Consider the following 25,718-nt stretch of genomic DNA (forward strand, 5'->3'; position numbering starts at 1 on the left):
AAATAATATTCCAATCGCATGAAATTAATAGAAAGAACGAGTAGAACCTATTTATGGCTATCTATTGTTATATTTTTAATTTCTGCTGGTATGCTTATTTTTGTCTTGACTATTGTCATGAATAATAGGCTTGATGAGCAATTACGCTATAGTAAAGATGTTATTGCCAAAAGAATAAAATACGACTACCCACTAACTTTATTTGATGAACCAAAGGAACTGAATGAGGCGGAGCAATTCAAATTTCCGAATGATACCATTATATATAAGGATACTCTAATTCTAAGAAACATTGAAGGAGAAGGCATTAATGAATTTGAGAAATACAGACAATTAACGGCTTACGAAACACTTCATAACAATAGATACAAAATTGTCGCTAGAAATTCATTAGTCAGAAATCAAGATTTTATTTGGGTAATTGTGGTTTCCTCATTTATAATAATAATCCTATTATTAATTGGATTATGGATTTTGAACACCCAGATCTCTAAAAAGCTATGGCACCCATTTTACACCAATTTAAATAGACTTAAAAATTTCTCTGTTCAAGATCAAGAACCTATTAAACTGGAAAAATCAAACATCGAAGAATTTAAAGAACTAAATGAATCCATACGCAACTTAACTCAGAAATTACAATCTGATTTTAGTAATTTAAAAGAGTTTTCAGAAAATGCTTCACATGAAATGCAAACACCGTTGGCAATAATGCAATCTAAAATTGAATTGCTATTGCAGTCGGACAATATTAACAAAGAGCAATCTGAACAATTACAATCCATTTATCAGGCCGGCAAGCGATTGTCAAAACTAAACAAAACATTATTATTACTGGCAAAGGTAGAAAACCAACAATTTAGCACAAAAGAAGAAGTTTCGTTCAAAGAGTTAATAGAAAAACAATTAGAAAATTACGAGGACTTTATTCTTAATAAAAATATATCTGTTAGTAAAGAATTATCCGATCATATAATTTCTACAAATATCATATTGGTAGACACGCTCGTTTCAAATTTATTAAGTAACGCCATTAAACATAATATTAATAACGGTACCATCTCCATTACTTTTTCTAAAAATCAATTGATTTTTTCCAATACTGGTGAACAATTAAGAGGTGATCCTGAAAATTTATTTAATAGATTTAAAAAACAGAGTACTAGAAAAGACTCACTTGGTTTAGGCTTAGCTATTATTAAGCAAATTTGCGATGTTAATCAATGGCAACTGCAATATTCTTGCGAGGACAAACTGCACACCCTCAGTGTCAGCTTCACGAGCACAACAACTAATCAGAACGATTAGCATAGACTCTTAATACACTTAGACGTTTTTATCGAAATTACTATTTAGTTAGCAAATCACAATTAAATGTTAAAGAAAAATTCTTTTATAAATCTTAAGAATATCTTTAGAATCTGCACATACATTTGGTCCAACAAAAACAAACAAAATTAAATATTAATTAATTAAAAAAAACACAAAATTATGAGAAAATTAAGTTTCCTAGCAGCAGTTGCGGTAATGAGTTTAGTAAGTACTGCAACTTTTGCACAAGAAGAAGAAGTTATTGAAGTAGTAGAAGTTGCTGAAGCAGCACAAGAAGAAAGTGTTGAAATTCAAATAAGCGAATTACCAGAAGCTATAACAACTACAATAGCGGCTGATTTTGCTGATTATACTGCTGACAAAGCTTTTAAAGTTTTAAAAGATGAAAAAGAAACTTATTCAGTAATTTTATCTCAAGAAGGTCAAACTACTATCAAAGTTCTTTTTGATTCAGAAGGTAAAGTAATTGAGCAAGAAGACGCTCAACTTTAAAAATATTAAAAAAAGCAAATTGGGTTGATTGCTTTTAATTGAACAGCTTAACACTACTTTTTTGTTAAGCTGTTTTTATTGAAATAAATTTGAATTATTTTATAAAACACGTTCAAGTTGAACGTGTTTTTTATTTTAAAGATATTCGCACCTGAGCTAAACGAAATCAGTTCATTAGGAAGTGTTTAATATGCAATTATCTATTTGATTTTAAAGCGATTATTAATAAAATGTTAAAATAAAAATACGCTTACCAACTTAAGAATATCTTTAGATTTTACACATACATTTGAAGTAACAAAACAAACAAAACTAAATATTAATTAATTTAAAAAAACACAAAATTATGAGAAAATTAAGTTTCCTAGCAGCAGTTGCGGTAATGAGTTTAGTAAGTACTACAACTTTTGCACAAGAAGAAGAAGTTATTGAAGTAGTAGAAGTTGTTGAAGCTGCACAAGAAGAAAGTGTTGAAATTCAAATAAGCGAATTACCAGAAGCTATAACAACTACAATAGCGGCTGATTTTGCTGATTATACTGCTGACAAAGCTTTTAAAGTTTTAAAAGATGAAAAAGAAGCTTATTCAGTAATTTTATCCCAAGAAGGTCAAACTACTATCAAAGTTCTTTTTGATTCAGAAGGTAAAGTAATTGAGCAAGAAGACGCTCAACTTTAAAAATATTAAAAAAAGCAAATTGGGTTGATTGCTTTTAATTGAACAGCTTAACACTACTTTTTTGTTAAGCTGTTTTTATTGAAATAAATTTGAATTATTTTACAAAACACGTTCAAGTTGAACGTGTTTTGTATTTTAAAGATATTCGCACCCGAGCTAAACGAAATCAGCTCATTAAAAAGTGTTTAATATGCATTTATCTATTTGATTTTAAAGTGATTATTAATAAAATGTTAAAATAAAAATACGCTTAACAACTTAAGAATATCTTTAGATTTTGCACATACATTTGAAGTAACAAAACAAATAAAACTAAATATTAATTAATTTTAAAAACACAGTATTATGAAAAAATTAAGTTTCCTAGCAGCAGTTGCAGTAATGAGTTTAGTAAGCACTACAACTTTTGCACAAGAAGTAGAAGAAACAGTTATTGAAGCTGTTGCTCAACAAGAAGACAAAGTTGAAATTCAAGTAAGTGAATTACCAGAAACAGTAACAGCTACTTTAAGTGCAGACTTTGCTGATTATTCAGCTGACAAAGCTTTTAAAACAATGCAAGATGAAAAAGAAGTGTATTGGGTAGCATTGTCAAAAGAAGATGCGAATATTAAAGTACTTTTTGATTCAGAAGGTAAAGTAATTGAGCAAAAAGACGGAGATCTTTAAATAAAGCAAATTGGGTTGATTGCTTTTAACAGAACAGCTTAGTTTCACTAAACGCTAAGCTGTTTTATTACAAAATATATTTGAATTAATTTTAAAACACGTTCTAATTTTAGAGCGTGTTTTTTTTCATTTATCGAAGTTCGATATTTAAATTAGTTTTGGTTCCAGCTGACCTCTTCTATTAATAAAATGTTAAACTTTTAATCCATCAATTACCTTAAGAATATCTTTAGATTCACATTCTATATTTGGTCTTATAAAATTGAAAAAACATGGAAAACGAAAAAGAATTATTCTACGTAACCTTAGCTAATAAAAGTGCAAAAGTCAAATTCATTTTTAATGCTAAAGGAAAATTATTAAAAAAAGAAGATGTAAAAGCCTTATTAACAACAAGTTTAGTTGGTTCTTTTTAATTTCCTACAAAACTTTAGAAAGTCTTTAGATTCTCTTATTACATTTGAAGTAACAAAAAACACTAAATTAAAAACGGAGCAAATTGGGTTGATTGCTTTTAATTGAAACAGCTTAATATATTACTACACATTAAGCTGTTTCTTTTTCTTTAAAATCCATTATGCCAAACAATAAAACACTCTAAATTTAAATACCTCTCTTTTGAAGAGAATTTGTTAATAACTTACGTTATTTAACGACCTTGAAAACACGCTCAACCGAGCGTGTTTTCTTATATTTGTATGTTTTTGAAAATACTTAAAAAAGAGACTTAAAAATATGAGCGAAGAAGCAAAGAAACATAGTTATTCAGCAGATAGTATTCAGGCCTTAGAAGGGATGGAACACGTTAGAAAACGTCCATCAATGTATATTGGTGATGTTGGTGTTAGAGGGTTGCATCATTTGGTTTACGAGGTGGTTGACAACTCTATTGATGAAGCTATGGCTGGGCATTGTGATGCCATAAGCATAATAATAAATGAAGACAATTCGGTTACTGTAAAAGATAATGGTAGGGGTATTCCGGTTGACATGCATAAAAAAGAAGGCGTTTCTGCTCTTGAAGTAGTAATGACTAAAATTGGTGCTGGTGGTAAATTTGATAAGGATTCTTACAAAGTTTCTGGTGGTTTACACGGTGTTGGTGTTTCTGTTGTAAATGCACTTTCTTCACATTTAAAAGCAACAGTTTATCGTGATGGTAAAATTTACGAACAAGAATATGAAAGAGGTAAAGCTTCTTATCCTGTAAAAGCTGTTGGTGAAACAACCGAAAGAGGAACGTTAGTTACCTTTATGGCGGATGACACCATTTTTCAATCTGAAATCGATTTTAATTACGAAACGTTATCGACCAGGTTAAGAGAATTATCTTTCCTAAATAAAAAGATTAAACTTTCTATTACTGATAAAAGAAATAAAGATGAAAAAGGAGAGTTTATTCATGAAGATTTTTACAGTGAAATAGGTTTACCAGAATTTATTAGATATTTAGATGGAAATAGAGAGCAGTTAACTTCTGACGTTATTTCTATGGAAGGTGAAAAAGGTGGTATTCCCGTTGAAGTTGCCATGGTTTACAACACTTCATATACAGAAAATTTACATTCTTACGTAAATAACATTAATACACACGAAGGAGGTACACATTTATCTGGTTTTAGAAGAGGTTTAACAAACACCTTAAAAAAGTATGCAGAATCTTCTGGCATGCTCGATAAATTAAAATTTGAAATTGCTGGTGATGACTTCCGTGAAGGATTGACAGCAATTATATCGGTAAAAGTTCAAGAGCCTCAATTTGAGGGACAAACCAAAACCAAATTAGGAAACAGAGATGTAACTTCTGCTGTTAGTCAGGCCGTTTCAGAAATGCTAACAGATTATTTAGAAGAAAACCCTAATGATGCTAAAATTATCGTTCAAAAAGTGATTTTGGCAGCTCAAGCACGTCACGCAGCTAAAAAGGCTCGTGAAATGGTTCAACGTAAAACAGTTATGTCTGGTGGAGGATTACCAGGTAAGTTATCCGATTGTGCTTGGACAGACCCTGAAAAGTGTGAGTTGTTTTTAGTCGAGGGAGATTCGGCAGGTGGTACTGCAAAGCAAGGAAGAGATCGTAATTTTCAAGCCATCTTACCTTTACGTGGTAAAATTTTGAATGTTGAAAAAGCCATGCAACATAAGGTTTTTGAAAATGAGGAAATCAGAAATATGTACACCGCATTAGGTGTAACTATTGGAACCGAAGAAGATAGCAAAGCATTAAACTTAGACAAGTTAAGATATCATAAAATAGTTATTATGTGTGACGCGGATGTGGATGGTAGCCACATTGCAACATTAATTTTAACTTTCTTTTTCAGATATATGAGAGAGTTAATTGAAGAAGGCTACATATTTATTGCAGCTCCACCATTATATTTGGTTAAAAAAGGTGCTAAAAAAGAATATGCATGGTCTGATAAAGAACGTGATGATATCGTTACGAAGTTTGATGGAGGTACTATTCAACGTTATAAAGGTTTAGGGGAAATGAATGCGGTTCAATTATGGGACACAACGATGAACCCTTCATTTAGAACAATGCGAAGAGTAACGATAGATAACGGTGGCGAAGCCGATAGAGTATTTTCTATGCTTATGGGTGATGAAGTACCGCCTCGTAGAGAATTTATTGAAAAGAACGCTGTATACGCGAATATTGACATATAAGTAAAACCCATCCCTGACCCTTCCCAAGGGGGAAGGGAATACAGCTGTATTGCGACATACAATTGTTACCATTTTAAATTAGGGATGTTGAAATAATAAAAGAATTTATAAACATTAAATAATATTAAAATGAAAGTAACTATCGTAGGTGCAGGAGCTGTTGGAGCAAGCTGTGCAGAGTACATCGCTATTAAAAACTTCGCATCAGAAGTTGTAATTTTAGACATTAAAGAAGGTTATGCCGAAGGTAAAGCTATGGACTTAATGCAAACAGCCTCATTAAACGGATTTGACTCCAAAATTGTGGGTACAACTGGAGACTACTCCAAAACTGCTGGAAGTGACGTTTGTGTAATTACTTCAGGTATACCACGTAAACCAGGAATGACTCGTGAAGAATTAATTGGTATAAATGCAGGAATTGTAAAAACTGTTTCAGGAAGTTTAATTGAACATTCACCAAACACCATTATTATTGTAGTTTCAAATCCTATGGATACGATGACATATTTGGTACATAAAACTACTGGATTACCTAAAAATAGAATAATTGGAATGGGTGGTGCATTAGATTCTGCTCGTTTTAAATACAGATTAGCAGAAGCTTTAGAAGCTCCTATTTCTGATATTGACGGTATGGTTTTAGGTGGTCACTCTGATACAGGTATGATTCCTTTGACAAGTTTAGCTACACGAAACAGTGTACCAGTAAGTAAATTTTTATCTGAAGAAAGACTGAATCAAGTTGCTGAAGATACTAAAGTAGGTGGTGCTACCTTAACAAAATTATTAGGTACTTCAGCTTGGTATGCTCCAGGTGCAGCAGTTTCTAGTTTAGTTCAAGCCATTGCTTGTGACCAGAAAAAAATGTTCCCTTGTTCTACAATGCTAGAAGGCGAATACGGATTAAGTGATATCTGCATTGGTGTTCCTGTAATTTTAGGAAAAGACGGTATCGAAAAAATAGTGAAAATTGACCTTTCAGATGCTGAAAAAGAAAAAATGAAAAATAGTGCTGAAGCGGTTAGTAAAACAAATGCATTATTAGAGTTGTAAAATAAACTCTTTAATAACAATCAAAATGGGCTACTTTAATTTAAAGTAGTCTTTTTTTTATATATTTATCGAAATTTAAAAACAAAAACAAAATATGAAAAAATTTATTCTAGTTGCTCTTCTATCGTTGAGCGTGAGCGTTTTTGCTCAAAAAGAAATTAAAGAAGGTGTAATGACAACAAAAGTTACCATGTCTTCTGATAATGAGCAAGTAAATGCCTCTTTTGCAATGATTGGTGATATTGGTGCAACAACTCATTTTAAAGGTAATAAAGCGAGAACAGAACAAACCAATCAGATGACTGGTACTCAAACTTCTATAGTTGATCAAGAAGCTGAAAAAATGTTGATGTTAATGGATGTTCCTATGATGGGAAAAAAATACATGAAACAAGACACTAAAAAATCAGAAGAAGAATTAAAAGATGTTTCTGTAACTGCTAATGGTGAAAGTAAAACTGTAGCTGGTTATGACTGTAAAGGTTATGATGTGGTTTCAAAAGTAAATGGTCAAGAGATCAAAATGAAAATGTTTGTTACAGACAAAATTTTAGCTCAAGAGCAGTATACTGCTATGTTAGGTGGCAAATTAAAAGGTTTTCCATTACACATGGTAATATCAATGAATCAAGGTGGAATGGCAATGGACATTACAATGGAAGTTACTGAGGTTAAAGCTGAAAGCGTGCCAGACAGTAAATTCGATATGACTGTACCTGAAGGATATACTGAAATGGCAATGCCAAAACAATAATTAAAACTTACTTCTTAAAAAAGCCCCGAAGTTCGGGGCTTTTTTTATATCACTAATCTTCTATTCTGGTAGGTGTATCCTTACCACTAATTATACTTTCTGTCCCTGTTGCAATAGCTTTTATCGTTTCCGTGATGGTAGACACACTTAATGTTGTTGCCTCATCAGATACTTTATGATAATGCTGATCATTATCTATCGGTCCCGTTGAAAAGGTATGAGCAGGAATTCCTAATTTAGCCATTGCTGCATTGTCCGATCTATAAAATAATTGATATGCTTTATATGGATCAGGATGCAATGTGTAACCTGAATTTATAAGGTTTTTCTGAATAATTGTTCCAAAATCAGAACGCTCAAAGCCAGTTAACCATGCCGTTTTAGGTCCAAATTTAGATTCTTTCCCTATCATTTCGATATTGATTCCAGCCACAAAATTATCTGGTTCTATCTGCTTACCAAAATAAGTGGACCCCACTAAACCCATTTCTTCTGCTGTGAAGGTTACAAAAATAATTGTCCGTTCGTTACTATCTATATTTTTAAAATATTCCGCTAAAGCTAAAACGGCAGCTACCCCTGAAGCATCATCATCTGCACCATTATATATAACATCTCCACTACCATTTTCCTTTACACCTAAATGATCGTAATGAGCGGAGACTAATACATATTCATCTTTTTTACTTTTTCCCTCCAATACTCCTATGATATTAAACAAATTCAATTCTTTTTCTTCAAAAGATTGACGATATGTTTTTAAATCTTGAAATTTACTCAAGCCAATTCTCTCAAATTCTGATTCTATATACTGTGCCGCTTTTTCAATGCCAGGTGTACCTGCTTTACGACCTTCCATTTCATCAGAAGCTAATGTATACAAATGTTTTTTTACCATTAAACTATCAATACCTATTAATACTTCATTAGAGTCGATTGCTTTTGTTTTTTGGGCACAAGAAATTCCTACGCTTAGTAGTAATACAATAAGTAGTTTTAATTTAATCATAATGTTTAGTTGCTTTAATTTATCTGTTAAGTTGTAAATTTCGTTAAATCAATGATACCATTAATTATTCCAACTTACATATTTTACACAAAATAATGTGAAATCAATCAACCTATAGTCTTATAAACAATACTCCGTTTATGAAAGTCCCGAAATTTTACCGTTATCATCAATAAACATTTCTTCAGAAGCTGGTTTAGATGGTAATCCTGGCATTCGCATCATTTTACCTAAAATTGGAATCAAAAATTTTGCACCTGCAGCAATTTCTATTTCCCGAACGGTTATTCTAAAACCTTCAGGCCTTCCAATAAGCTTATCATTATCAGAAAAAGATTTTTGTGTTTTTGCCATACAAATTGGAAAATCATTAAACCCTAACTTTTCAATTCTTCTTAAATTTAGATTCGCTTTATTATCATAATCAACACCATCAGCTCCATAGATTTCTTTTGCTATTTTTTCAATTTTCTCTTTTACAGGAGACTTCCAATTATATAATGGTTTAAACTCAGCCGCCTTATTTTCTACAATATCAACTACAGCTTTCGCTAGATCAATAGTTCCATTTCCGCCTTCAGCCCATCCGTTAGAAACAACTGCGTGTACTCCTAATGCATCACATTTACGTTTTATCAATTCAACTTCATCATTAGTATCAGAAACAAAGGAATTGATAGCAACTACAGGTTCAATATTAAATTTTCTTATATTTTCAATATGTTTTTCTAGGTTTACAAAACCCGCTTCTACACGTTCAACACTTGGCGTGTTATATTCATGACTAGGTGAACCTCCATGATGACGCAATGCTCTAATGGTAGCTACCAAAACAACGCATTTCGGATTTAACCCAGCAGCAGCACATTTAATATTTAAAAATTTCTCCGCTCCAAGGTCAGCACCGAAGCCAGCCTCAGTAATTACATAATTTGATAATGAGAGTCCCATTTTAGTTGCAATAATACTATTGGTACCTTGGGCAATATTAGCAAATGGACCACCATGAATAATGGCAGGGTTTTTTTCTAAGGTTTGCACTAAATTGGGCTTAATGGCATCTTTTAACAAAATAGCCATGGCATTTTCTGCTTTTAAATCACGTGCAAAAATTGGTTTTTTATCAAAAGTAAAACCTACAAAAATATTTCCAATACGTTCTTTTAAATCATCACGGCCTTCAGCCATACACAAAATAGCCATAATTTCAGAAGCAGCAGTAATATTAAACCCATCCTCCCTTGGTATACCGTTAGCAGTGCCGCCCAAACCAATAGTAATTTGACGTAATGACCGGTCATTCATATCAATGACTCTTTTCCAGCCAATGGTTCTCGGATCAATATTTAAATTATTAACCTTGCTCTGTAAATTATTATCAATCAAAGCTGCCAATAAATTATTTGCTTTTTCAATAGCATTAAAGTCTCCCGTAAAATGCAAATTAATATCCTCCATGGGCACTACTTGAGAATATCCTCCTCCAGCTGCACCACCTTTTATTCCAAATACCGGTCCTAAAGAAGGTTCTCTTAATACAACAGTAGCTTGCTTGCCAATTATATTTAAACCTTCAGTCAACCCAATTGAAACTGTAGTTTTCCCCTCACCAGCAGGTGTTGGGGTTAAAGCCGTTACTAAAATTAAGTTATTTTTGTTGACTTTATCCTCATCAATAAGATATAAAGGTAGTTTCGCTTTGTATTTACCATACATTTCTAAATCATCTTCAACGATGTTTAATTTTTCTGCAATATTCTTTATGTGATTTTTTTCGGTAGCCTGGGCAATTTCAATATCGGAAAGTATTTTCATTTAGCATTAAATTTAAATAGCTAAGATAATGAATTTATGAAGTAAAGCCAATTATAAAAAACTTAAAAACAATTGTCTATTCTCATTTGTTACTATATATTTGCACGTTAATAAAAAAAAGGTATATCAATAATATATGCCTAAAAGATATTTTAAATAGAAAGTAGATGCAAAACAAAGGACTAATTAAAACTTTTGCTATTTTATTTGGCTTAATATGTGTGTATTATTTATCATTCACATGGGTCAATAATAGAGTTGAAAATGATGCAAAAGAATTTGCAAATGGAGATGCTGCCAAACAAGAGGCATATTTAGATTCGGTAGCCAACGTACCCGTAGCCAATTATTTATACACAGAGTACACACACAGTGAGATTCAAGACAAGGCGATAAACCTTGGATTAGATTTAAAAGGTGGTATAAATGCTACATTAGAAGTATCTGTAAGAGATATTTTAATGGGCTTATCAAATGATTCTAAAAATCCAACATTTAATAAAGCATTAGCTGATGCATCTGCTGCTCAAGAGGGAAGTGATGAAACTTATGTAAATTTATTTTTTGATGCATTTGAAGCAGAAAGTAAAGGTTCTGTAAAATTAAGTGACCCTACAATTTTTGGAAATAAATCGTTGAAAGATAAGATTAATTTCAAAATGACCGATGAAGAGGTTAAAAGTGTTTTAAAAGATGAAGTAAAAGGTTCTATAGGTACAGCTTTTGAAGTGTTGAGAAATAGAATTGACCGTTTTGGTGTTACTTCACCTAACATACAACGTATTGGCGAATCTGGTAGAGTATTAATTGAATTACCAGGTGCTAGAGATATAGCTCGTGTAAAAAAATTACTTACAGGTACTGCTAAACTACAATTTTGGGAAACCTATGATAATACAGAAACTGCTAACTTTTTTATTCAAGCAAATTCTAAATTAGCCGAAATATTAAAGCCTGAGGTTGAAGATACTGAAGAGACTACAGATTCAATTGCATCTGAAGATTCACAAATTGATGATTTATTAGGTAAGGTTCAAGATTCAATTGACACAAAGGCAACGAGTCCTTTATTTTCAATAATGTACCCTAGTATTCCTCAAAATCAAAACCAACGAAGCTCAGTTGTGGGTTCTGCTAATGTAAAAGATACTGCAACAGTTAATAAATATCTAGCCATGAAAGAGGTTAGAGCTTTATTACCTAATAATATGGTATATGCCAAATTTCTTTGGGATGCAAAACCAGTAGAGAAAACGGAAGTTATTAACTTATATGCTATAGTATCTAACAGAGAAGATGTTGCTCCCATTGAAGGTGACGTTGTTTCTGACGCTAGTCAGACTTTTGACCAAATGGGTGTAAATCCAGAGGTGAGTATGTCTATGAACAGTAAAGGCTCAAAGTTATGGGCGAAAATGACGGAAGAAAATGTTGGACAATTTGTAGCGGTTGTATTAGACGACTATGTATATTCTGCACCAAACGTTAATGGTCCAATTCCAAATGGTAGAACATCAATTTCTGGTAACTTTACTATTGATGAAGCACAAGATTTAGCAAATGCTTTAAAATCTGGTAAACTTCCTGCTGCAGCGAAAATCTTAGAATCTTCTGTAGTTGGTGCGTCGTTAGGTCAAGAAGCTATTAATAGTAGTGCAATAGCATTTATTTTAGCCCTTTGTATTGTTCTAATATGGATGATTTTCTATTATGGTAAGGCGGGTATTTTTGCGAATATCGCTTTGTTGGTAAACATCTTATTTATATTCGGAACACTAATTGCCTTTGGTGCAGTACTAACATTACCAGGTGTTGCAGGTATTATTATTACCATTGGTATGTCTGTGGATGCGAACGTAATTATTTATGAGCGTATAAAAGAAGCTCTCAATAAAGGAAAGGTTTTAAAAGAAGCGGTTAAAGAAGGATTTAGTTTAGAAGGAGCATTATCAGCTATTATTGATGCTAATATTACAACCTTTTTAACAGGGGTAATTTTATATATTTTTGGTTCTGGTCCTATTAGAGGATTTGCAACTACATTAATGATAGGTATTATAACCTCTTTAATAACTGCTGTATTTATTACTCGTTTACTTATTGATTGGTACTCAAACAGAGACCATACCATGTCATTTAACACTGCTATAACTAAAGGATGGTTCCAAAATATTAGAGTTGACTTTTTAAAGAAACGTAAAATAGCATATTTCATTTCTGGACTTATTATAATAGGAGGTATTGGTTCATTAGTAGTCAATGGTCTAAATTATGGTGTAGACTTTACAGGAGGTAGAACATATACGGTTCGTTTCGATCAACCTACAAGTTCAACTGAGGTAGGAAGCACTTTAAAAGGTGTTTTTGGTGATGCTCCAGAGGTAAAAACTTATGGTCCTTCTAACCAATTAAAAATTACTACTAAATATAAAGTTGATGAAAATTCAGTAGAAGTTGGTGACGAGGTTCAAGAATTACTATATAAAGGTTTGCAAACTTACCTTCCAGACGGAACTACGTTAGAAGATTTTAAAATTAGTAGTACAGACACAGAACATAAAATTGGTTTAATGTCATCTATGGAGGTTGGACCAACCATTGCAGATGATATTCAGCAAGCAGCAGTTTGGGCAATCATTGGCTCATTAATCGTTGTCTTTTTATATATCTTATTACGATTTAGAAAATGGCAATATAGTTTAGGTGCTGTAGTAGCAGTTTTTCATGATGTATTGATCGTATTAGCTGTTTTCTCAATATTCTACAAAATATTACCTTTTGATATGGAGATTGACCAATCATTTATTGCCGCATTATTAACGGTAGTTGGTTATTCCCTGAATGATACTGTGGTTATCTTTGATAGAATTAGAGAGTTTACAGGTAAACATGAAACTTGGCCATTTATGAGAATAGTGAATGCTGGTTTAAGTAGTACTTTAGGTAGAACTATAAATACCTCATTAACGACCTTATTAGTATTGTTATCAATATTTATATTTGGTGGAGATTCTATTAAAGGATTTATGTTCGCTATGATTGTTGGTGTGGTTGTAGGTACATACTCATCATTATTCATTGCTTCGCCAATTATGTATGATACCACGAAAAAATTGATCAAAGAAAAGTAAAACAAATTAAACATTATAAAAAATCGTTTTGCTTTACTGATTTATTTCAGAAATAGCAAAACGATTTTCTTTTTTTACAAAAATGGGTACAATTAAACTTCATAATAAGCACTTTAAAAAATATATTTCTGCTAAAAAGATTAAAATTGCTATTGATAAAATGGCTTCTTTAGTAGCAAAAGACTGTAAAGATGAAGTTCCAATTTTCATTGGAATTCTTAACGGGTCTTTTATGTTCGCTGCAGATTTTGTCAGAGCATATAACGGAAATTGCGAAATGTCTTTCGTTAAATTAGCTTCATATAGCGGTACAGATTCTACTGGAAACGTAAAGCAGTTAGTAGGTCTTAATGAAAATTTAGAAGGCAGAACTGTTATTATTTTAGAAGACATTATTGATACAGGTACAACGCTTGAAGAAATTTATAATATCTTCAGACATCAAAAACTCAAACAATTAAAAATAGCAACATTATTTTTTAAGCCTGATGTTTTTCGTAAAGAGTTACATATTGATTATATTGGTCTTTCTATACCTGATAAATTTATTGTAGGTTATGGATTAGATTATAATGGTTTAGGAAGAAACCTTGCAGACATTTACCAATTAACAACACACAAAATGACAAACATTGTTTTATTTGGCCCTCCAGGTGCCGGAAAAGGAACTCAAGCGGATGTATTAAAAGATAAATATAATTTAGTACATATTTCCACTGGAGATGTATTTAGATATAATATTAAAAACCAAACAGACTTAGGTAAATTGGCAAAATCCTTTATGGATAAGGGCGATTTAGTTCCTGATGAAGTAACCATTGATATGCTTAAAGCAGAAGTAGAAAAAAATCCTGATGCCAACGGTTTTATTTTTGATGGTTTTCCTAGAACAGAATCTCAAGCAAAGGCATTGGATGCCTTTTTAGAAGAAAAAGGACAATCAATTAACGGAATGGTAGCCTTAGAAGTTGCTGAAGACCTATTGGTTGCTAGATTATTAAAACGTGGTGAAACAAGTGGAAGATCTGACGATCAAGACGAGTCTAAAATTAGAAATCGTTTTAATGAATACGAAACTAAAACTTCTATTTTAAAAAATTATTACGCTGATCAAAACAAGTATTTTGGAGTAGACGGTGTTGGTAATATTGAAGAAATTACAGAACGATTAAGTTCTGTTTTTGATACCTTATAGTTTTCTATTACTCAAAAAATAGCATAATTATAAACAAATAAAGCACAAACAAAGACAAAATGGTTGAAGGCAATTTCGTAGATTATATAAAAATACATGCTGCCTCTGGTAATGGAGGTAAAGGCTCTGTGCATTTACATCGCGAAAAATTCATCCAAAAAGGTGGTCCAGATGGTGGTGATGGTGGTCGTGGTGGTCATATTATTGTTCGTGGTAATAAAAACATGTGGACTTTAGTTCACCTAAAATTCAAAAAACACTTTAAAGCTGAGCATGGTGGCGGCGGTAGTAAGAGTCGTAGTACCGGAAAAGATGGAGATGATGTTTATATAGATGTTCCTTTAGGTACAATTTTAAAAGATGGTGAAACCCAAGAAATTATTTTCGAAATCACAGAAGATGGAGAAGAGCAAGTTCTAGTAGAAGGCGGAATGGGAGGACGAGGAAATTGGCATTTTAAAACGTCAACAAATCAAACACCTCGCTATGCACAACCAGGTGTTGAAGGAGAAGATGGTTGGTTTCAGATGGAACTAAAACTATTGGCTGATGTTGGTTTGGTAGGCTTTCCTAATGCTGGTAAATCAACGTTGCTCTCTGTAATGACCTCAGCAAAACCAAAAATAGCAGATTATGCGTTTACTACGCTCAAACCTAGTTTAGGTATCGTGGAATACCACGAATTTCAGAGTTTTGTAATGGCCGATATTCCAGGTATCATTGAAGGAGCTGCTGAAGGCAAAGGTTTGGGACATCGATTTTTACGTCATATTGAGCGTAACTCTACCTTGTTATTTTTAATTCCAGCCGATTCAGATGATATCAATGAAGAGTATAAGATATTACTGAATGAACTCAAAAAACATAATCCCGAATTATTAGATAAAGACCGCTTATTAGCGATTTCAAAATCTGACATGTTAGATGATGAGCTGAAAGCTGAAATAAAAAAAGATTTACCTGAAGATGTCAATCATATCTTTATTTCTGCTATAACACAAGTGGGATTGACGGAATTGAAAGATAAATTATGGAAAATGTTAAATGATTAATTAACTGTATTTCAGCACTTCATAAACATTTTACATAAATATTTATTTTACGGCTACAAGTAATAAATAGTGTGTGTTTAACGTTACTACGGTTAAACCAAACTATTATGTCAAAGTTAACCAATAAAACTTCTATATCTTTATTAGCACTTGCTCTTATATTAAGTTCTTGTGCTACCACTAATAAAATGACTATGGGTGTGCTAGAACCTGCACCTGTTTACATGCCTAAAGACATTCATAACATAGGTATTATAGACAGAAGTTTACCCTCTGATGAAAATACGGAATTGGATAAATTAGATAAAGTATTATCGGCCGAAGGTAAAAACTTAGATAAAGAAGGAGCTCATAGAGCTATTTTAGGATTATCTGATAAGTTAGGTAAAAATCAAAATTTTAATGAAGTTAAAATTATTGAAAATGCTAACTTAAGAAGTCCAGGTTCAGGCGTTTTTCCAGCTTCACTTTCTTGGGAAACCGTTCAACAAATATGTGATGAAAATGATGTAGATGCTTTATATGTATTATCATATTATGATACCGATTCTAAAGTTGATTATAAAATCGTTCAGAAAAAAATTAAGAATCCTTTAGGTATTGAAATTTCAGTTCCTGAACATCATGCAACGATATTTACTCATTTAAAAACAGGATGGAGAGTTTATGATGTAAAGGATAAATTAATTCTTGATGAATACAACGTAAATCAAAATATAACTTCAACGGGAAAAGGTATCAACCCTGTGAAAGCCCTAGGTGCTGTAGCAGGAAGAAAAGAAGCTGTTTTAGAAAATAGTAATACCATTGGATACAATTATGGGGCAAGAATTCTTCCACGTAGCGTACGCGTTTCAAGAGATTATTTTATTAAAGGAACTGATAAATTAGAAACCGCAAACAGAAGAGCTATTGCAGGACAATGGGATAGTGCAGCCGAATTATGGAATGAAGAAGTCTCTAATAGCGATAATAAAATAGCCGGAAGAGCATGTTATAATATGGCTATTATTAATGAAATAAATGGCAATTTAGATGAAGCTATTGAATGGGCACAAAAAGCATATACAGATTATGAAATAAAAGAAGCCATTAGTTATATCAAAATACTAAGGTATCGTAAAGAAAACAATAGACTATTAGCATCTCAAAATTAGGACTTATTAATATATTAGTTGTTCAGAACTTCTTAAGAAATTATAAATATGCAAGGCAACACAAGAAAAAACATCAATATCGGTCAAAACGTGGCCATTGTTTTAAAACAAGACCAGCGTTCTGGTAAACTTACGGAAGGTGTTGTGCAAAAAATACTAACAAATTCACTCAACCATCCTCATGGCATTAAAGTAATGTTGGTTTCTGGAAAAGTAGGAAGAGTTAAAGAAATTTTGGAGTAATTTACATCTAAATTAGAAGGTTATATTCGAAGTAATAATGTGGAATTAAAGGTATCGAAAACTAATTTTTGATACCTTTTTTATTTTAATTTATTCAAATAGTAATTGAACACAAAAAATACTCGAACTGACACCCGATTACTCTTAAATAAATACTCTCAATTTCTTTTACTAAATTTATAGCTTAACTAAATTTAGTTCTATGATTCGTATTCTAATTATTTGTTTCCTTTTTATTTCCACACTTTGCTTTTCTCAAACCAAATCCTCATTTAAAAATCTTGATGTGTTTGAATTAGAATGGGCTGTAAACCCTGAAATTTCACCTGATGGTAATCGTATTGTGTATCAACGTAGTGGATTTGATATTATGAATGACCGTAAACAATCTCGACTCTGGATGATGAATGCTGATGGTTCAAATCATATAAAATTAACAAGTAATGAAGTGAGTGAATCCAATCCGAAATGGTCACCAGATGGAACTCAAATTACCTTTACAAGTACTACTGAAAATGGTTCAGAAATATTCGTTTACTGGCTAGCAACAGGTAAGATTGCCAAACTAACACAATTAGAAAAATCGCCAAGTGGCTTGAGTTGGTCACCTGACGGAAAGCATATTGCTTTTTTAATGACCGTACCAGAAGCACAACCCACTTTGGTAAAAGCACCAAAAAAACCAAAAGGGGCAAAATGGGCAGAACACCCAAGAGTAACCACACGATTTAAATATGAAGCCGATGGTTCGGGATATATTCAACCGGGATTTAAACATTTATTTATTGTTTCGGCTGAAGGTGGTTCCCCAAGACAAATTTCGTCTGGTAACTTCAAATTTGGCAATCCGCAATGGTCAAAAGATGGAAAGTCACTTTTTTTTAGTGGTAATTTAATTGACGATTGGGATTACGACTTTAGAAATTCAGAGATTTATACGATAGACATTGCCACAGGAAAAACCACTGCGTTAACCGACAGAAAAGGACCCGATCATAGCCTAACTATTTCACCAAACGGTAAACAAATTGCTTATACAGGTTTTGATGATAAGGTACAAACCTATCAAGTAAATCATATCTATGTGATGAATATTGACGGTACAAACAAAAAACAAATTCAAACAGGCTTAGATAGAAGTCCTTCTAATTTAACTTGGAGTAATGATGGAAAAGGACTTTTTTTTCAATATGATAACACAGGAAATACGAAAATTGGCTACACTACCCTATCCGGAAAAACATCTAAAATTGCAGACAATTTAGGAGGCACTTCTATAGGTAGACCTTATGGTGGAGGCTCTTATTCATTATCAGAAAATGGAATTATAGCCTTTACGGAAACTACACCAAGCTACCCTTCCGAAATTGCTGTAATCACCAAAGGAAAATCTCTAAAAATTTCAAACCTCAACGAAGATATTTTACCATTTAGAACATTAGGTAAGGTTGAAGAAATATGGTACAAATCGACCATTGACGGCAATGATATTCAAGGTTGGATTGCTTTTCCTCCAAATTTTGATGCCTCAAAAAAACATCCTTTGTTAGTAGAAAATCATGGTGGACCCATTTCTAATTATGGAGACCGATTTTCACCCGAAATACAATTGTACGCCAGTGCAGGTTATGTAGTTTTTTATCCCAATCCTAGAGGAAGTACTGGTTATGGTGAAAAATTTGGCAATTTACTCTATCACAATTATCCCGGTAATGATTATGACGACGTTATGGATGGCGTAGATGCCGTAATTTCTAAAGGTTATATAAATCCTAAAGAATTATACGTAACAGGCGGAAGTGCCGGCGGTATTATGTCTGCATGGATGATTGGTAAAAACAATCGCTTTAAAGCTGCTGCTGTTATAAAACCCGTAATGAATTGGATTAGTAAAACCCTAACGGCTGACAACTATTTCGGCTATGCAAATTCGCGTTATCCTGGGCAACCTTGGGAAAATTTTGAAACCTATTGGAAGTTTTCTCCACTCTCTTTAGTGGGTAATATACAAACGCCTACCCTAGTTATGGTGGGTACTGAAGACAGACGTACTCCTTTATCAGAAGCCAAGCAATTGTACAGTGCGTTAAAAATTAGAAAAATTGAAACCGCCTTGGTAGAAATTCCCGGAGCTTATCATTTAATTGTTAACCGACCTAGTCAATTAATTACTAAAGTGGATCATATTTTAGCTTGGTTTGAAAAATATAGAGAGAACGAATAATAATTTTATGGTCTAAAAAATAAGAATCTTAAAGATCTAACAGATTTTACCCTGAACATAGTGGCTGTGTGTTCTAAATACAAATATCATTACAATTTCAGCGAATAATCATTAGAAATACTCAAAAACGCATTACCCTTGCCCTTTACAATTGGTTTTACATAGATTTGAATCTAAGTTGACAAATTATGATTTTAAAACTGCTCATCCCCATTGTGTTTCTATCTACATTATTTCAATGTCATCCAGAAAGAGCACCCGACCGTCCAACAACTCAGCATGAAAATGCTATATCGGTTGAAAAAGAAATGGGTTTAGGTTTACTTTCTATATCTTTTAAAAAATCGTTGAAGTTATACAAAAACCCAAATGATTCTGTAATTTTTGATCAGCTCGATTTTATTAAAGATAGCCATCCTGAAACGAGAGGTAGATTATTATTCGAATCAAAAATAACGCTAACTCCATACAGAATGCATTCAGGAGACTCTGACACAATGGCTCAAGATCATATAAATAGAGGCTTGGTACGATTTGGACCTGAATTACTATTTAGAGTATTAGAAAAAACAGATACCTACTTCAAAATTATAATTGATGAAAATACTTTTGAAACTGCTTATTTAAAAATTGATCCTAATTATGCACTTTACACTGAATTAAGTCAAGTTTATGCAAACAGTTGTTCTAATTGCCCTGGCTCTAATTACAATCCAGATTTTTATATTTACGAAACTTGGGAAAATTACTTTAAAAGATTACAGTTTATTACAATAAAAGGTTTAGATATTTATACGAATCCTGACGGTATCATACTCTTAGAGCGAAATAATGAAGATTTTTTACCATTTCAAGTTACCGAATTAAAAGGAGATTGGATAAAAGTTAAAAAAGCAAAGTTATATGCGAGTTATTTCGACGATAAGATAAATTACAATGGTTGGGTTCGTTGGAAAAATAACATGGATATTTTAGTAGACATCACAGAACAGACATATGAATGAGTTCTGCAATAATAAATAGTATGTCTAAAATACATTAGTTAACTACGAATATAACTTTATACATTTAATTAGTAGTATGTCTATTTATCTTTGAATTACCAAATAAAGAAAAATGCAAAAAGTAATTTATTTATTTTTACTACATACATTATGGGGTTTTTCTCAAGAAACCAAGGTTGTAATTGATAGTATCTCTCAAGAAAAAATAATTTATTATGATACACAAGGATCTGTAATTGGTGGACATTACGAAGTCTTTTATGCAAATGGAATTCTAAAAGAAAAAGGTCAAACATTAAACGAATTTGGATGCTGGATGGACAGTGGAAAATTTGAATATTACGATGAAAATGGAGTCCTAAATAAAACTGAATTTTATAACAATTGGATTATAAATCCGGAAGACGGTTGCCATAGCACAATACAAGACATTACCGTCAATGAATACCATGAAAATGGAAAATTAAAAGCAGAAAAGAGTTATCAAAGCTCTTATGAAGCCGATGAAAAAAATAAAGTGGGGGTCTGGAGAGACTTTGACACCTATGGTTATGTTAACAACACCAAATCTTACCCATGGATGTATCCGCATAAAGAACTACCAAATAACATTATAAAAGCAGAAAAAGCATTGGTAACTTTATTTGAAAAACTAAAAAACAGTGAGCCCCGAATACGCTATGAAAGTGTGGCTCCATCTTTTGAAAAAGAATTACTTGTAACTCTTAATTTACATAACAGTTGGCAATATCCGTTTCAAGAATTGTCAAAAAAAATCAGAATTTTATCTTCTAAAGACAGTTTAATACGAACTTTTGCTTGGGATGAAAGAGAGGGTGGTAGTCGCCATAACATGAAAAGTTATATTCAATACAAAAATAATGATATCGTACACATTGAAAATTTAAGAGATAACGAAGAAGAAAACGGTTTTAGAAATGCAACCATTAACGAAATTGTTGCTTTTGATAATGGTTATTTTATTGCGGGCTGGGGCACTTTTGGTAGTGGAGCAATGCATTTGATAATTACCTATTATAAATTTGTTGACGGTATTTTAAAACCTTGGCCAATTTTTGAAAACAATACAACAGAATACGGCATTGAAATATCTAGAGGTGATAAATTCAATCTGAAAATTGATCCAAAATTACAACAAATAACCTTTAATGAGACGTTGTATAATGAGGACATGGGTTACTATTATCAAACAGGAAAACTGACTACACTCGCTTTTATTGATCGGTTAAAGACCTTTGTAAAAAAAGAAGAAAAATAAAATCAGTCAAAAATAGACGCCAAGGCATCATCAATCCATTCATATTGAAATTGAAATCCTTGATTTTTTATTTTCGTATTGACTAAGTATTGACTTTCCAACACAATAGCTGACATCTCACCCAACACCAACTTCAATACAAAAGCAGGTATATTAGGTAACCAAATTGGTTTATTTAATTGTTTTGCAATGGCTTTGGTAAGCATTTTATTAGATACCGGATTAGAAGCTGCGGCATTAAAAACACCATCATTATTGTGTTCTATCGTAAATAAATACATATTTGCCATGTCGGTAACATGAATCCATGATTGATTTTGCTTGCCGCTACCCAAAGGTGCACCAACATAATAGTTGATAGGTTTTACCATCTGATCTAAGGCTCCTCCATTACTTGAAAGTACAATTCCTGTTCTTAACTTAGACACCGTAATACCTAAACCCTCTAACGTATCAACCTCGTCTTCCCACTTTTTAACCACCTCTCCTAAAAAAGAATCGCTGACGATACTATTATCTATCTCTCTATATTTTGCAGTTAACGAAGAAGGATAAATACCCAATGCTGATGCTGAAGAAAAATGAGTCACCTTATGCTCATTCTCAGAAAGTAATTTGTATAATAATTTAACGGTATCAATTCTACTATTGAGTATATTTTGTTTCTGTTTCTCGGTCCATCGTTTTGATATGGAAGCTCCTGCCAAATTAATTATAGCATCAACACCATCAATACATTTTTTATCAATTTCTTGAGATCTAGGATTGTAATAAAAACCCTTTTTTGACGTAGAGTTTATAATTTTGTCTTTACTGGTCGTTAAATAATGAACAAAATAATTTTTCTGTTCACATAGTGCCATAATTTCATTACCAATTAATCCTGTAGCTCCTGTAATTAAAATCTTCATGTATTTACTTATTAAAAACCCGTGCCATTAAACTATCGGCATTTAACCAAATAAGAATTACTAAAAGTAATAATACAATTAATAGCATTGCTCTTTTTTGATTAGGTTGTCTTCTTGGTCTTAATCTTTTAAATTTCATGTGTCTTTCCTTATTTCTTTTTCAATGGTCATCCCGAAACGTTGGGACAGTTCGCAAATAATCATTTCCTTAAATGACAAAATTTTTAACTTGCTCGTGTCATAATACGTAAATATATTAATACTCAAAATTACAATTTTAAAAGCAAAATGCATAATTGAGTATAATTTTAAAAACAGTACCTTTGTTGACTTATTTTGTGAACTGAATGAAGAACATCCGTAACTTTTGTATTATCGCCCATATTGACCATGGTAAAAGTACCTTGGCAGATAGATTGCTGGAATTTACTGGCACTATAACCGATCGAGAAAAGCAAGATCAGTTATTAGACAGTATGGACCTAGAGCGTGAGCGTGGTATTACCATTAAAAGTCATGCCATACAAATGGATTACATGTACGAAGGTGAAAAATATACACTTAACCTTATTGACACGCCTGGTCACGTCGATTTTTCTTACGAAGTATCGCGTTCCATTGCTGCATGTGAAGGAGCATTGTTAATTGTTGATGCCGCACAAAGTATTCAAGCACAGACCATTTCTAATTTATATTTAGCTTTAGAAAATGACTTGGAGATTATTCCAGTTCTTAATAAAGTTGATTTACCAAGTGCAAATCCTGAAGAGGTTACTGATGATATTGTAGACTTAATTGGCTGTAAAGCTGAAGACGTGATTCCTGCCAGTGCAAAAACCGGATTAGGAATTGAAGCAATTTTAGAAGCGATAATTCACAAAGTTCCTGCTCCAACAGGAAATCCAGACGGACCTTTACAAGCCTTAATATTTGATTCTGTTTATAATCCATTTAGAGGTGTTGAAACCTATTTTAGAGTTTTAAATGGGTCAATTAAAAAAGGTCAAAACATAAAATTTATTGCAACGGGAAAAACTTATTTTGCCGATGAAGTGGGTACTTTAAAATTAAAACAAGCCCCTAAAACTGAAATTAAAACAGGCGATGTTGGCTATTTAATTACAGGTATAAAAGAAGCTAAAGAAGTAAAAGTTGGTGATACGATAACCGATGCTAAAAACCCTACTACCAATGCCATTGAAGGTTTTGAAGATGTAAAACCAATGGTTTTTGCAGGTATTTACCCCGTAGATACAGAAGATTATGAAGAGCTCAGAAACTCTATGGAAAAATTACAATTGAACGATGCTTCTCTTGTGTTTACTCCTGAAAGTTCAGCGGCTTTAGGTTTCGGATTTCGATGTGGATTTTTAGGCATGTTACACCTTGAAATTATTCAAGAACGTTTAGAGCGTGAATTTGATATGACCGTAATTACAACTGTACCTAACGTATCTTATCATGCGTATACCCATAAAGATGTAAATACCAAAATTCTAGTTAATAATCCCACAGATTTACCAGATCCGTCAAGACTTGAACGTGTTGAAGAGCCTTATATTAAAGCTACAATAATTACAAAATCAGAGTTTGTAGGTAATGTAATGTCATTGTGTATTGAAAAACGTGGCGAAATTACCAATCAAACCTATTTAACTACCGAGCGTGTTGAACTTACTTTTGACATGCCGTTAGCAGAAATTGTATTTGATTTTTATGATCGATTAAAAACGGTTTCTAAAGGATATGCATCTTTCGATTATTCACCTATTGGAATGCGAGCTTCAAAATTGGTAAAAGTTGATATTTTACTAAATGCTCAGCCTGTTGATGCCCTTTCTGCATTATTACATGCCGATAATGCATATGGCATCGGTAAAAAAATGTGTGAAAAGTTAAGACAGTTAATTCCAAGACAACAATTTGACATTCCTATTCAAGCAGCTATTGGAGCAAAAATTATCTCTAGAGAAACTATTAAAGCTCTTCGTAAAGATGTTACCGCAAAATGTTATGGTGGTGATATTTCTCGTAAGCGTAAACTGTTAGAAAAACAGAAAAAAGGTAAAAAACGGATGCGTCAAGTAGGTAATGTAGAAATACCACAAGAAGCTTTTATGTCGGTGTTGAAGTTGAATGATTAGAGTTTAGTCTCTAATCAGCAGTATAAGGATATAGTGAAATCAATTATCTATAAGGCAAGTTTACTCACTTTAGGATTCCTCGTTTTTATGATCTAATTCTATATAAAACAGCAACATCTTACATCACCACAATTCCTCGCTCTTTAAATGGAATTAATAACGACTCATCTGTTTTATCATCAGTTACAATAACATCAATGTCATTGATAGGAACAACTGCATACCGTCTGGCCTCCATTATTTTTGTGCTGATACACATAGACACTACATAATCTGAAGATTCAATCATGCCCTTTTTAATATGGGCTACTTCCCAGTCAGATTCCGTCATACCTCTTTCTATATTTAAAGCATCCGTACCCATAAAACATATATCAGCTCTTAATTTAGATATTGAGTTCATTACATCAATACCAATGGTTACCTGAGCTGATTTATTTAATTTACCACCAATAAAAATAACTTCAATTGTTGGATGGTGCGATAATTGCAAAGCAATAGGTAAACTGTAAGTAAAAATTGTTGAATTTATGTTTGCTGGTATTAATTTTGCCAGTTCTAAATTAGTAGAACTCCCAGTCATAATAATAACCTGACCGTCATGAATTAATTTCACGGCTTTTTTTGCAATTTGTTTTTTCTTATCTAAATCTGAAACACTCCTTTCATTATAACTGAGTATTTTATTTTCAATTGATAATGCCCCACCATGTACCTTATGCAATAGATGTTGAGCCTCTAACTCCTTTAAATCTCTTCTAATAGTATCTTCAGAAACTTGCAACTCAACACTCAAAATGGTAGAATGTACTTTTCTATGAGTCTTTAATTTCTGAAGTATTAATTGATGTCTTTCTAACTTTAGCATAAACTATGTTTTACACATATGACAAAATAAA

22 protein-coding genes are annotated in these 25,718 nt (G+C 32.4%); 17 read left to right on the forward strand and 5 right to left on the reverse strand.

Annotation, left to right across the window (positions count from 1 at the left end):
* Positions 1-18: 18 nt before the first annotated feature.
* From JBL43_RS06220 to JBL43_RS06255, 8 genes are all read left to right on the forward strand, one after another.
* A complete protein-coding gene (locus JBL43_RS06220; RefSeq protein WP_198840608.1) occupies positions 19-1,308 on the forward strand; it encodes a sensor histidine kinase in 1,290 nt (429 codons plus the stop codon).
* 183 nt (positions 1,309-1,491) lie between these two features.
* Positions 1,492-1,824: a hypothetical protein gene (locus JBL43_RS06225; RefSeq protein WP_198840609.1), complete on the forward strand. Its 333-nt coding sequence runs from the start codon at positions 1,492-1,494 to the stop codon at positions 1,822-1,824.
* 346 nt (positions 1,825-2,170) lie between these two features.
* Positions 2,171-2,503 (forward strand): hypothetical protein, encoded by a 333-nt coding sequence (locus JBL43_RS06230; protein ID WP_198840610.1) that lies wholly within the window; start codon positions 2,171-2,173, stop codon positions 2,501-2,503.
* 345 nt (positions 2,504-2,848) lie between these two features.
* Positions 2,849-3,172: a hypothetical protein gene (locus JBL43_RS06235; protein ID WP_198840611.1), complete on the forward strand. Its 324-nt coding sequence runs from the start codon at positions 2,849-2,851 to the stop codon at positions 3,170-3,172.
* A 272-nt stretch (positions 3,173-3,444) separates the two neighbouring features.
* Positions 3,445-3,588 (forward strand): hypothetical protein, encoded by a 144-nt coding sequence (locus JBL43_RS06240; RefSeq protein ID WP_157972820.1) that lies wholly within the window; start codon positions 3,445-3,447, stop codon positions 3,586-3,588.
* A gap of 319 nt (positions 3,589-3,907) precedes the next feature.
* Complete coding sequence (gene gyrB / locus JBL43_RS06245) at positions 3,908-5,845, forward strand: DNA topoisomerase (ATP-hydrolyzing) subunit B (protein ID WP_198840612.1); 1,938 nt, start codon at positions 3,908-3,910, stop codon at positions 5,843-5,845.
* Between the two features lie 129 nt (positions 5,846-5,974).
* On the forward strand, positions 5,975-6,901 hold the full coding sequence (locus tag JBL43_RS06250) for a malate dehydrogenase (protein WP_198840613.1): 927 nt from the start codon (positions 5,975-5,977) through the stop codon (positions 6,899-6,901).
* Positions 6,902-6,995: 94 nt separating this feature from the next.
* A complete protein-coding gene (locus tag JBL43_RS06255; RefSeq protein WP_198840614.1) occupies positions 6,996-7,655 on the forward strand; it encodes a DUF4412 domain-containing protein in 660 nt (219 codons plus the stop codon).
* A gap of 52 nt (positions 7,656-7,707) precedes the next feature.
* Here the strand turns inward: JBL43_RS06255 and JBL43_RS06260 are convergent, their stop codons facing one another.
* Together JBL43_RS06260 and JBL43_RS06265 are read right to left on the reverse strand one after the other, a co-directional pair.
* Positions 7,708-8,664 (reverse strand): M20/M25/M40 family metallo-hydrolase, encoded by a 957-nt coding sequence (locus tag JBL43_RS06260; RefSeq protein ID WP_198840615.1) that lies wholly within the window; start codon positions 8,662-8,664, stop codon positions 7,708-7,710.
* Between the two features lie 138 nt (positions 8,665-8,802).
* A complete protein-coding gene (locus JBL43_RS06265; protein ID WP_198840616.1) occupies positions 8,803-10,479 on the reverse strand; it encodes a formate--tetrahydrofolate ligase in 1,677 nt (558 codons plus the stop codon).
* A gap of 167 nt (positions 10,480-10,646) precedes the next feature.
* Between JBL43_RS06265 and secDF the strand changes: the two genes are divergently transcribed.
* The 8 genes from secDF (at position 10,647) to JBL43_RS06305 (ending at position 21,764) form a co-directional block, all read left to right on the forward strand.
* On the forward strand, positions 10,647-13,610 hold the full coding sequence (gene secDF / locus JBL43_RS06270) for a protein translocase subunit SecDF (protein ID WP_198840617.1): 2,964 nt from the start codon (positions 10,647-10,649) through the stop codon (positions 13,608-13,610).
* 82 nt (positions 13,611-13,692) lie between these two features.
* The gene (locus JBL43_RS06275) at positions 13,693-14,805 is read left to right on the forward strand and encodes an adenylate kinase (protein WP_198840618.1); all 1,113 of its coding nucleotides are present in this window, start codon (positions 13,693-13,695) and stop codon (positions 14,803-14,805) included.
* A gap of 59 nt (positions 14,806-14,864) precedes the next feature.
* Positions 14,865-15,857: a GTPase ObgE gene (gene obgE, locus JBL43_RS06280; RefSeq protein WP_198840619.1), complete on the forward strand. Its 993-nt coding sequence runs from the start codon at positions 14,865-14,867 to the stop codon at positions 15,855-15,857.
* Between the two features lie 107 nt (positions 15,858-15,964).
* Positions 15,965-17,014 (forward strand): DUF6340 family protein, encoded by a 1,050-nt coding sequence (locus JBL43_RS06285; RefSeq protein ID WP_198840620.1) that lies wholly within the window; start codon positions 15,965-15,967, stop codon positions 17,012-17,014.
* 48 nt (positions 17,015-17,062) lie between these two features.
* Positions 17,063-17,257 (forward strand): YwbE family protein, encoded by a 195-nt coding sequence (locus JBL43_RS06290; protein WP_198840621.1) that lies wholly within the window; start codon positions 17,063-17,065, stop codon positions 17,255-17,257.
* A gap of 286 nt (positions 17,258-17,543) precedes the next feature.
* Complete coding sequence (locus tag JBL43_RS06295; RefSeq protein ID WP_317193438.1) at positions 17,544-19,481, forward strand: prolyl oligopeptidase family serine peptidase; 1,938 nt, start codon at positions 17,544-17,546, stop codon at positions 19,479-19,481.
* 188 nt (positions 19,482-19,669) lie between these two features.
* Positions 19,670-20,485 carry a hypothetical protein gene (locus tag JBL43_RS06300; protein ID WP_198840623.1) on the forward strand — a complete coding sequence of 272 codons (816 nt, stop codon included), beginning with the start codon at positions 19,670-19,672 and terminating at the stop codon, positions 20,483-20,485.
* Positions 20,486-20,597: 112 nt separating this feature from the next.
* On the forward strand, positions 20,598-21,764 hold the full coding sequence (locus tag JBL43_RS06305) for a hypothetical protein (protein ID WP_198840624.1): 1,167 nt from the start codon (positions 20,598-20,600) through the stop codon (positions 21,762-21,764).
* Positions 21,765-21,766: 2 nt separating this feature from the next.
* Here the strand turns inward: JBL43_RS06305 and JBL43_RS06310 are convergent, their stop codons facing one another.
* Both JBL43_RS06310 and JBL43_RS20340 read right to left on the reverse strand, forming a co-directional pair.
* A complete protein-coding gene (locus tag JBL43_RS06310; protein WP_198840625.1) occupies positions 21,767-22,675 on the reverse strand; it encodes a TIGR01777 family oxidoreductase in 909 nt (302 codons plus the stop codon).
* Between the two features lie 4 nt (positions 22,676-22,679).
* Entirely contained in the window at positions 22,680-22,814 is a 135-nt protein-coding gene (locus JBL43_RS20340; protein ID WP_262896263.1) for a hypothetical protein, read from the reverse strand.
* Between the two features lie 208 nt (positions 22,815-23,022).
* Here JBL43_RS20340 and lepA point away from each other — a divergent pair, with 208 nt between their 5' ends.
* Positions 23,023-24,819 carry a translation elongation factor 4 gene (gene lepA, locus JBL43_RS06315; protein ID WP_198840626.1) on the forward strand — a complete coding sequence of 599 codons (1,797 nt, stop codon included), beginning with the start codon at positions 23,023-23,025 and terminating at the stop codon, positions 24,817-24,819.
* Between the two features lie 118 nt (positions 24,820-24,937).
* On the opposite strand, the gene JBL43_RS06320 is transcribed toward lepA, so the two are convergent.
* The gene (locus JBL43_RS06320) at positions 24,938-25,687 is read right to left on the reverse strand and encodes a DeoR/GlpR family DNA-binding transcription regulator (RefSeq protein ID WP_198840627.1); all 750 of its coding nucleotides are present in this window, start codon (positions 25,685-25,687) and stop codon (positions 24,938-24,940) included.
* Between the last annotated feature and the right edge of the window lie 31 nt (positions 25,688-25,718).

This window comes from Aureibaculum flavum (assembly GCF_016406085.1).
In the GTDB taxonomy this organism is placed as follows: domain Bacteria; phylum Bacteroidota; class Bacteroidia; order Flavobacteriales; family Flavobacteriaceae; genus Aureibaculum; species Aureibaculum flavum.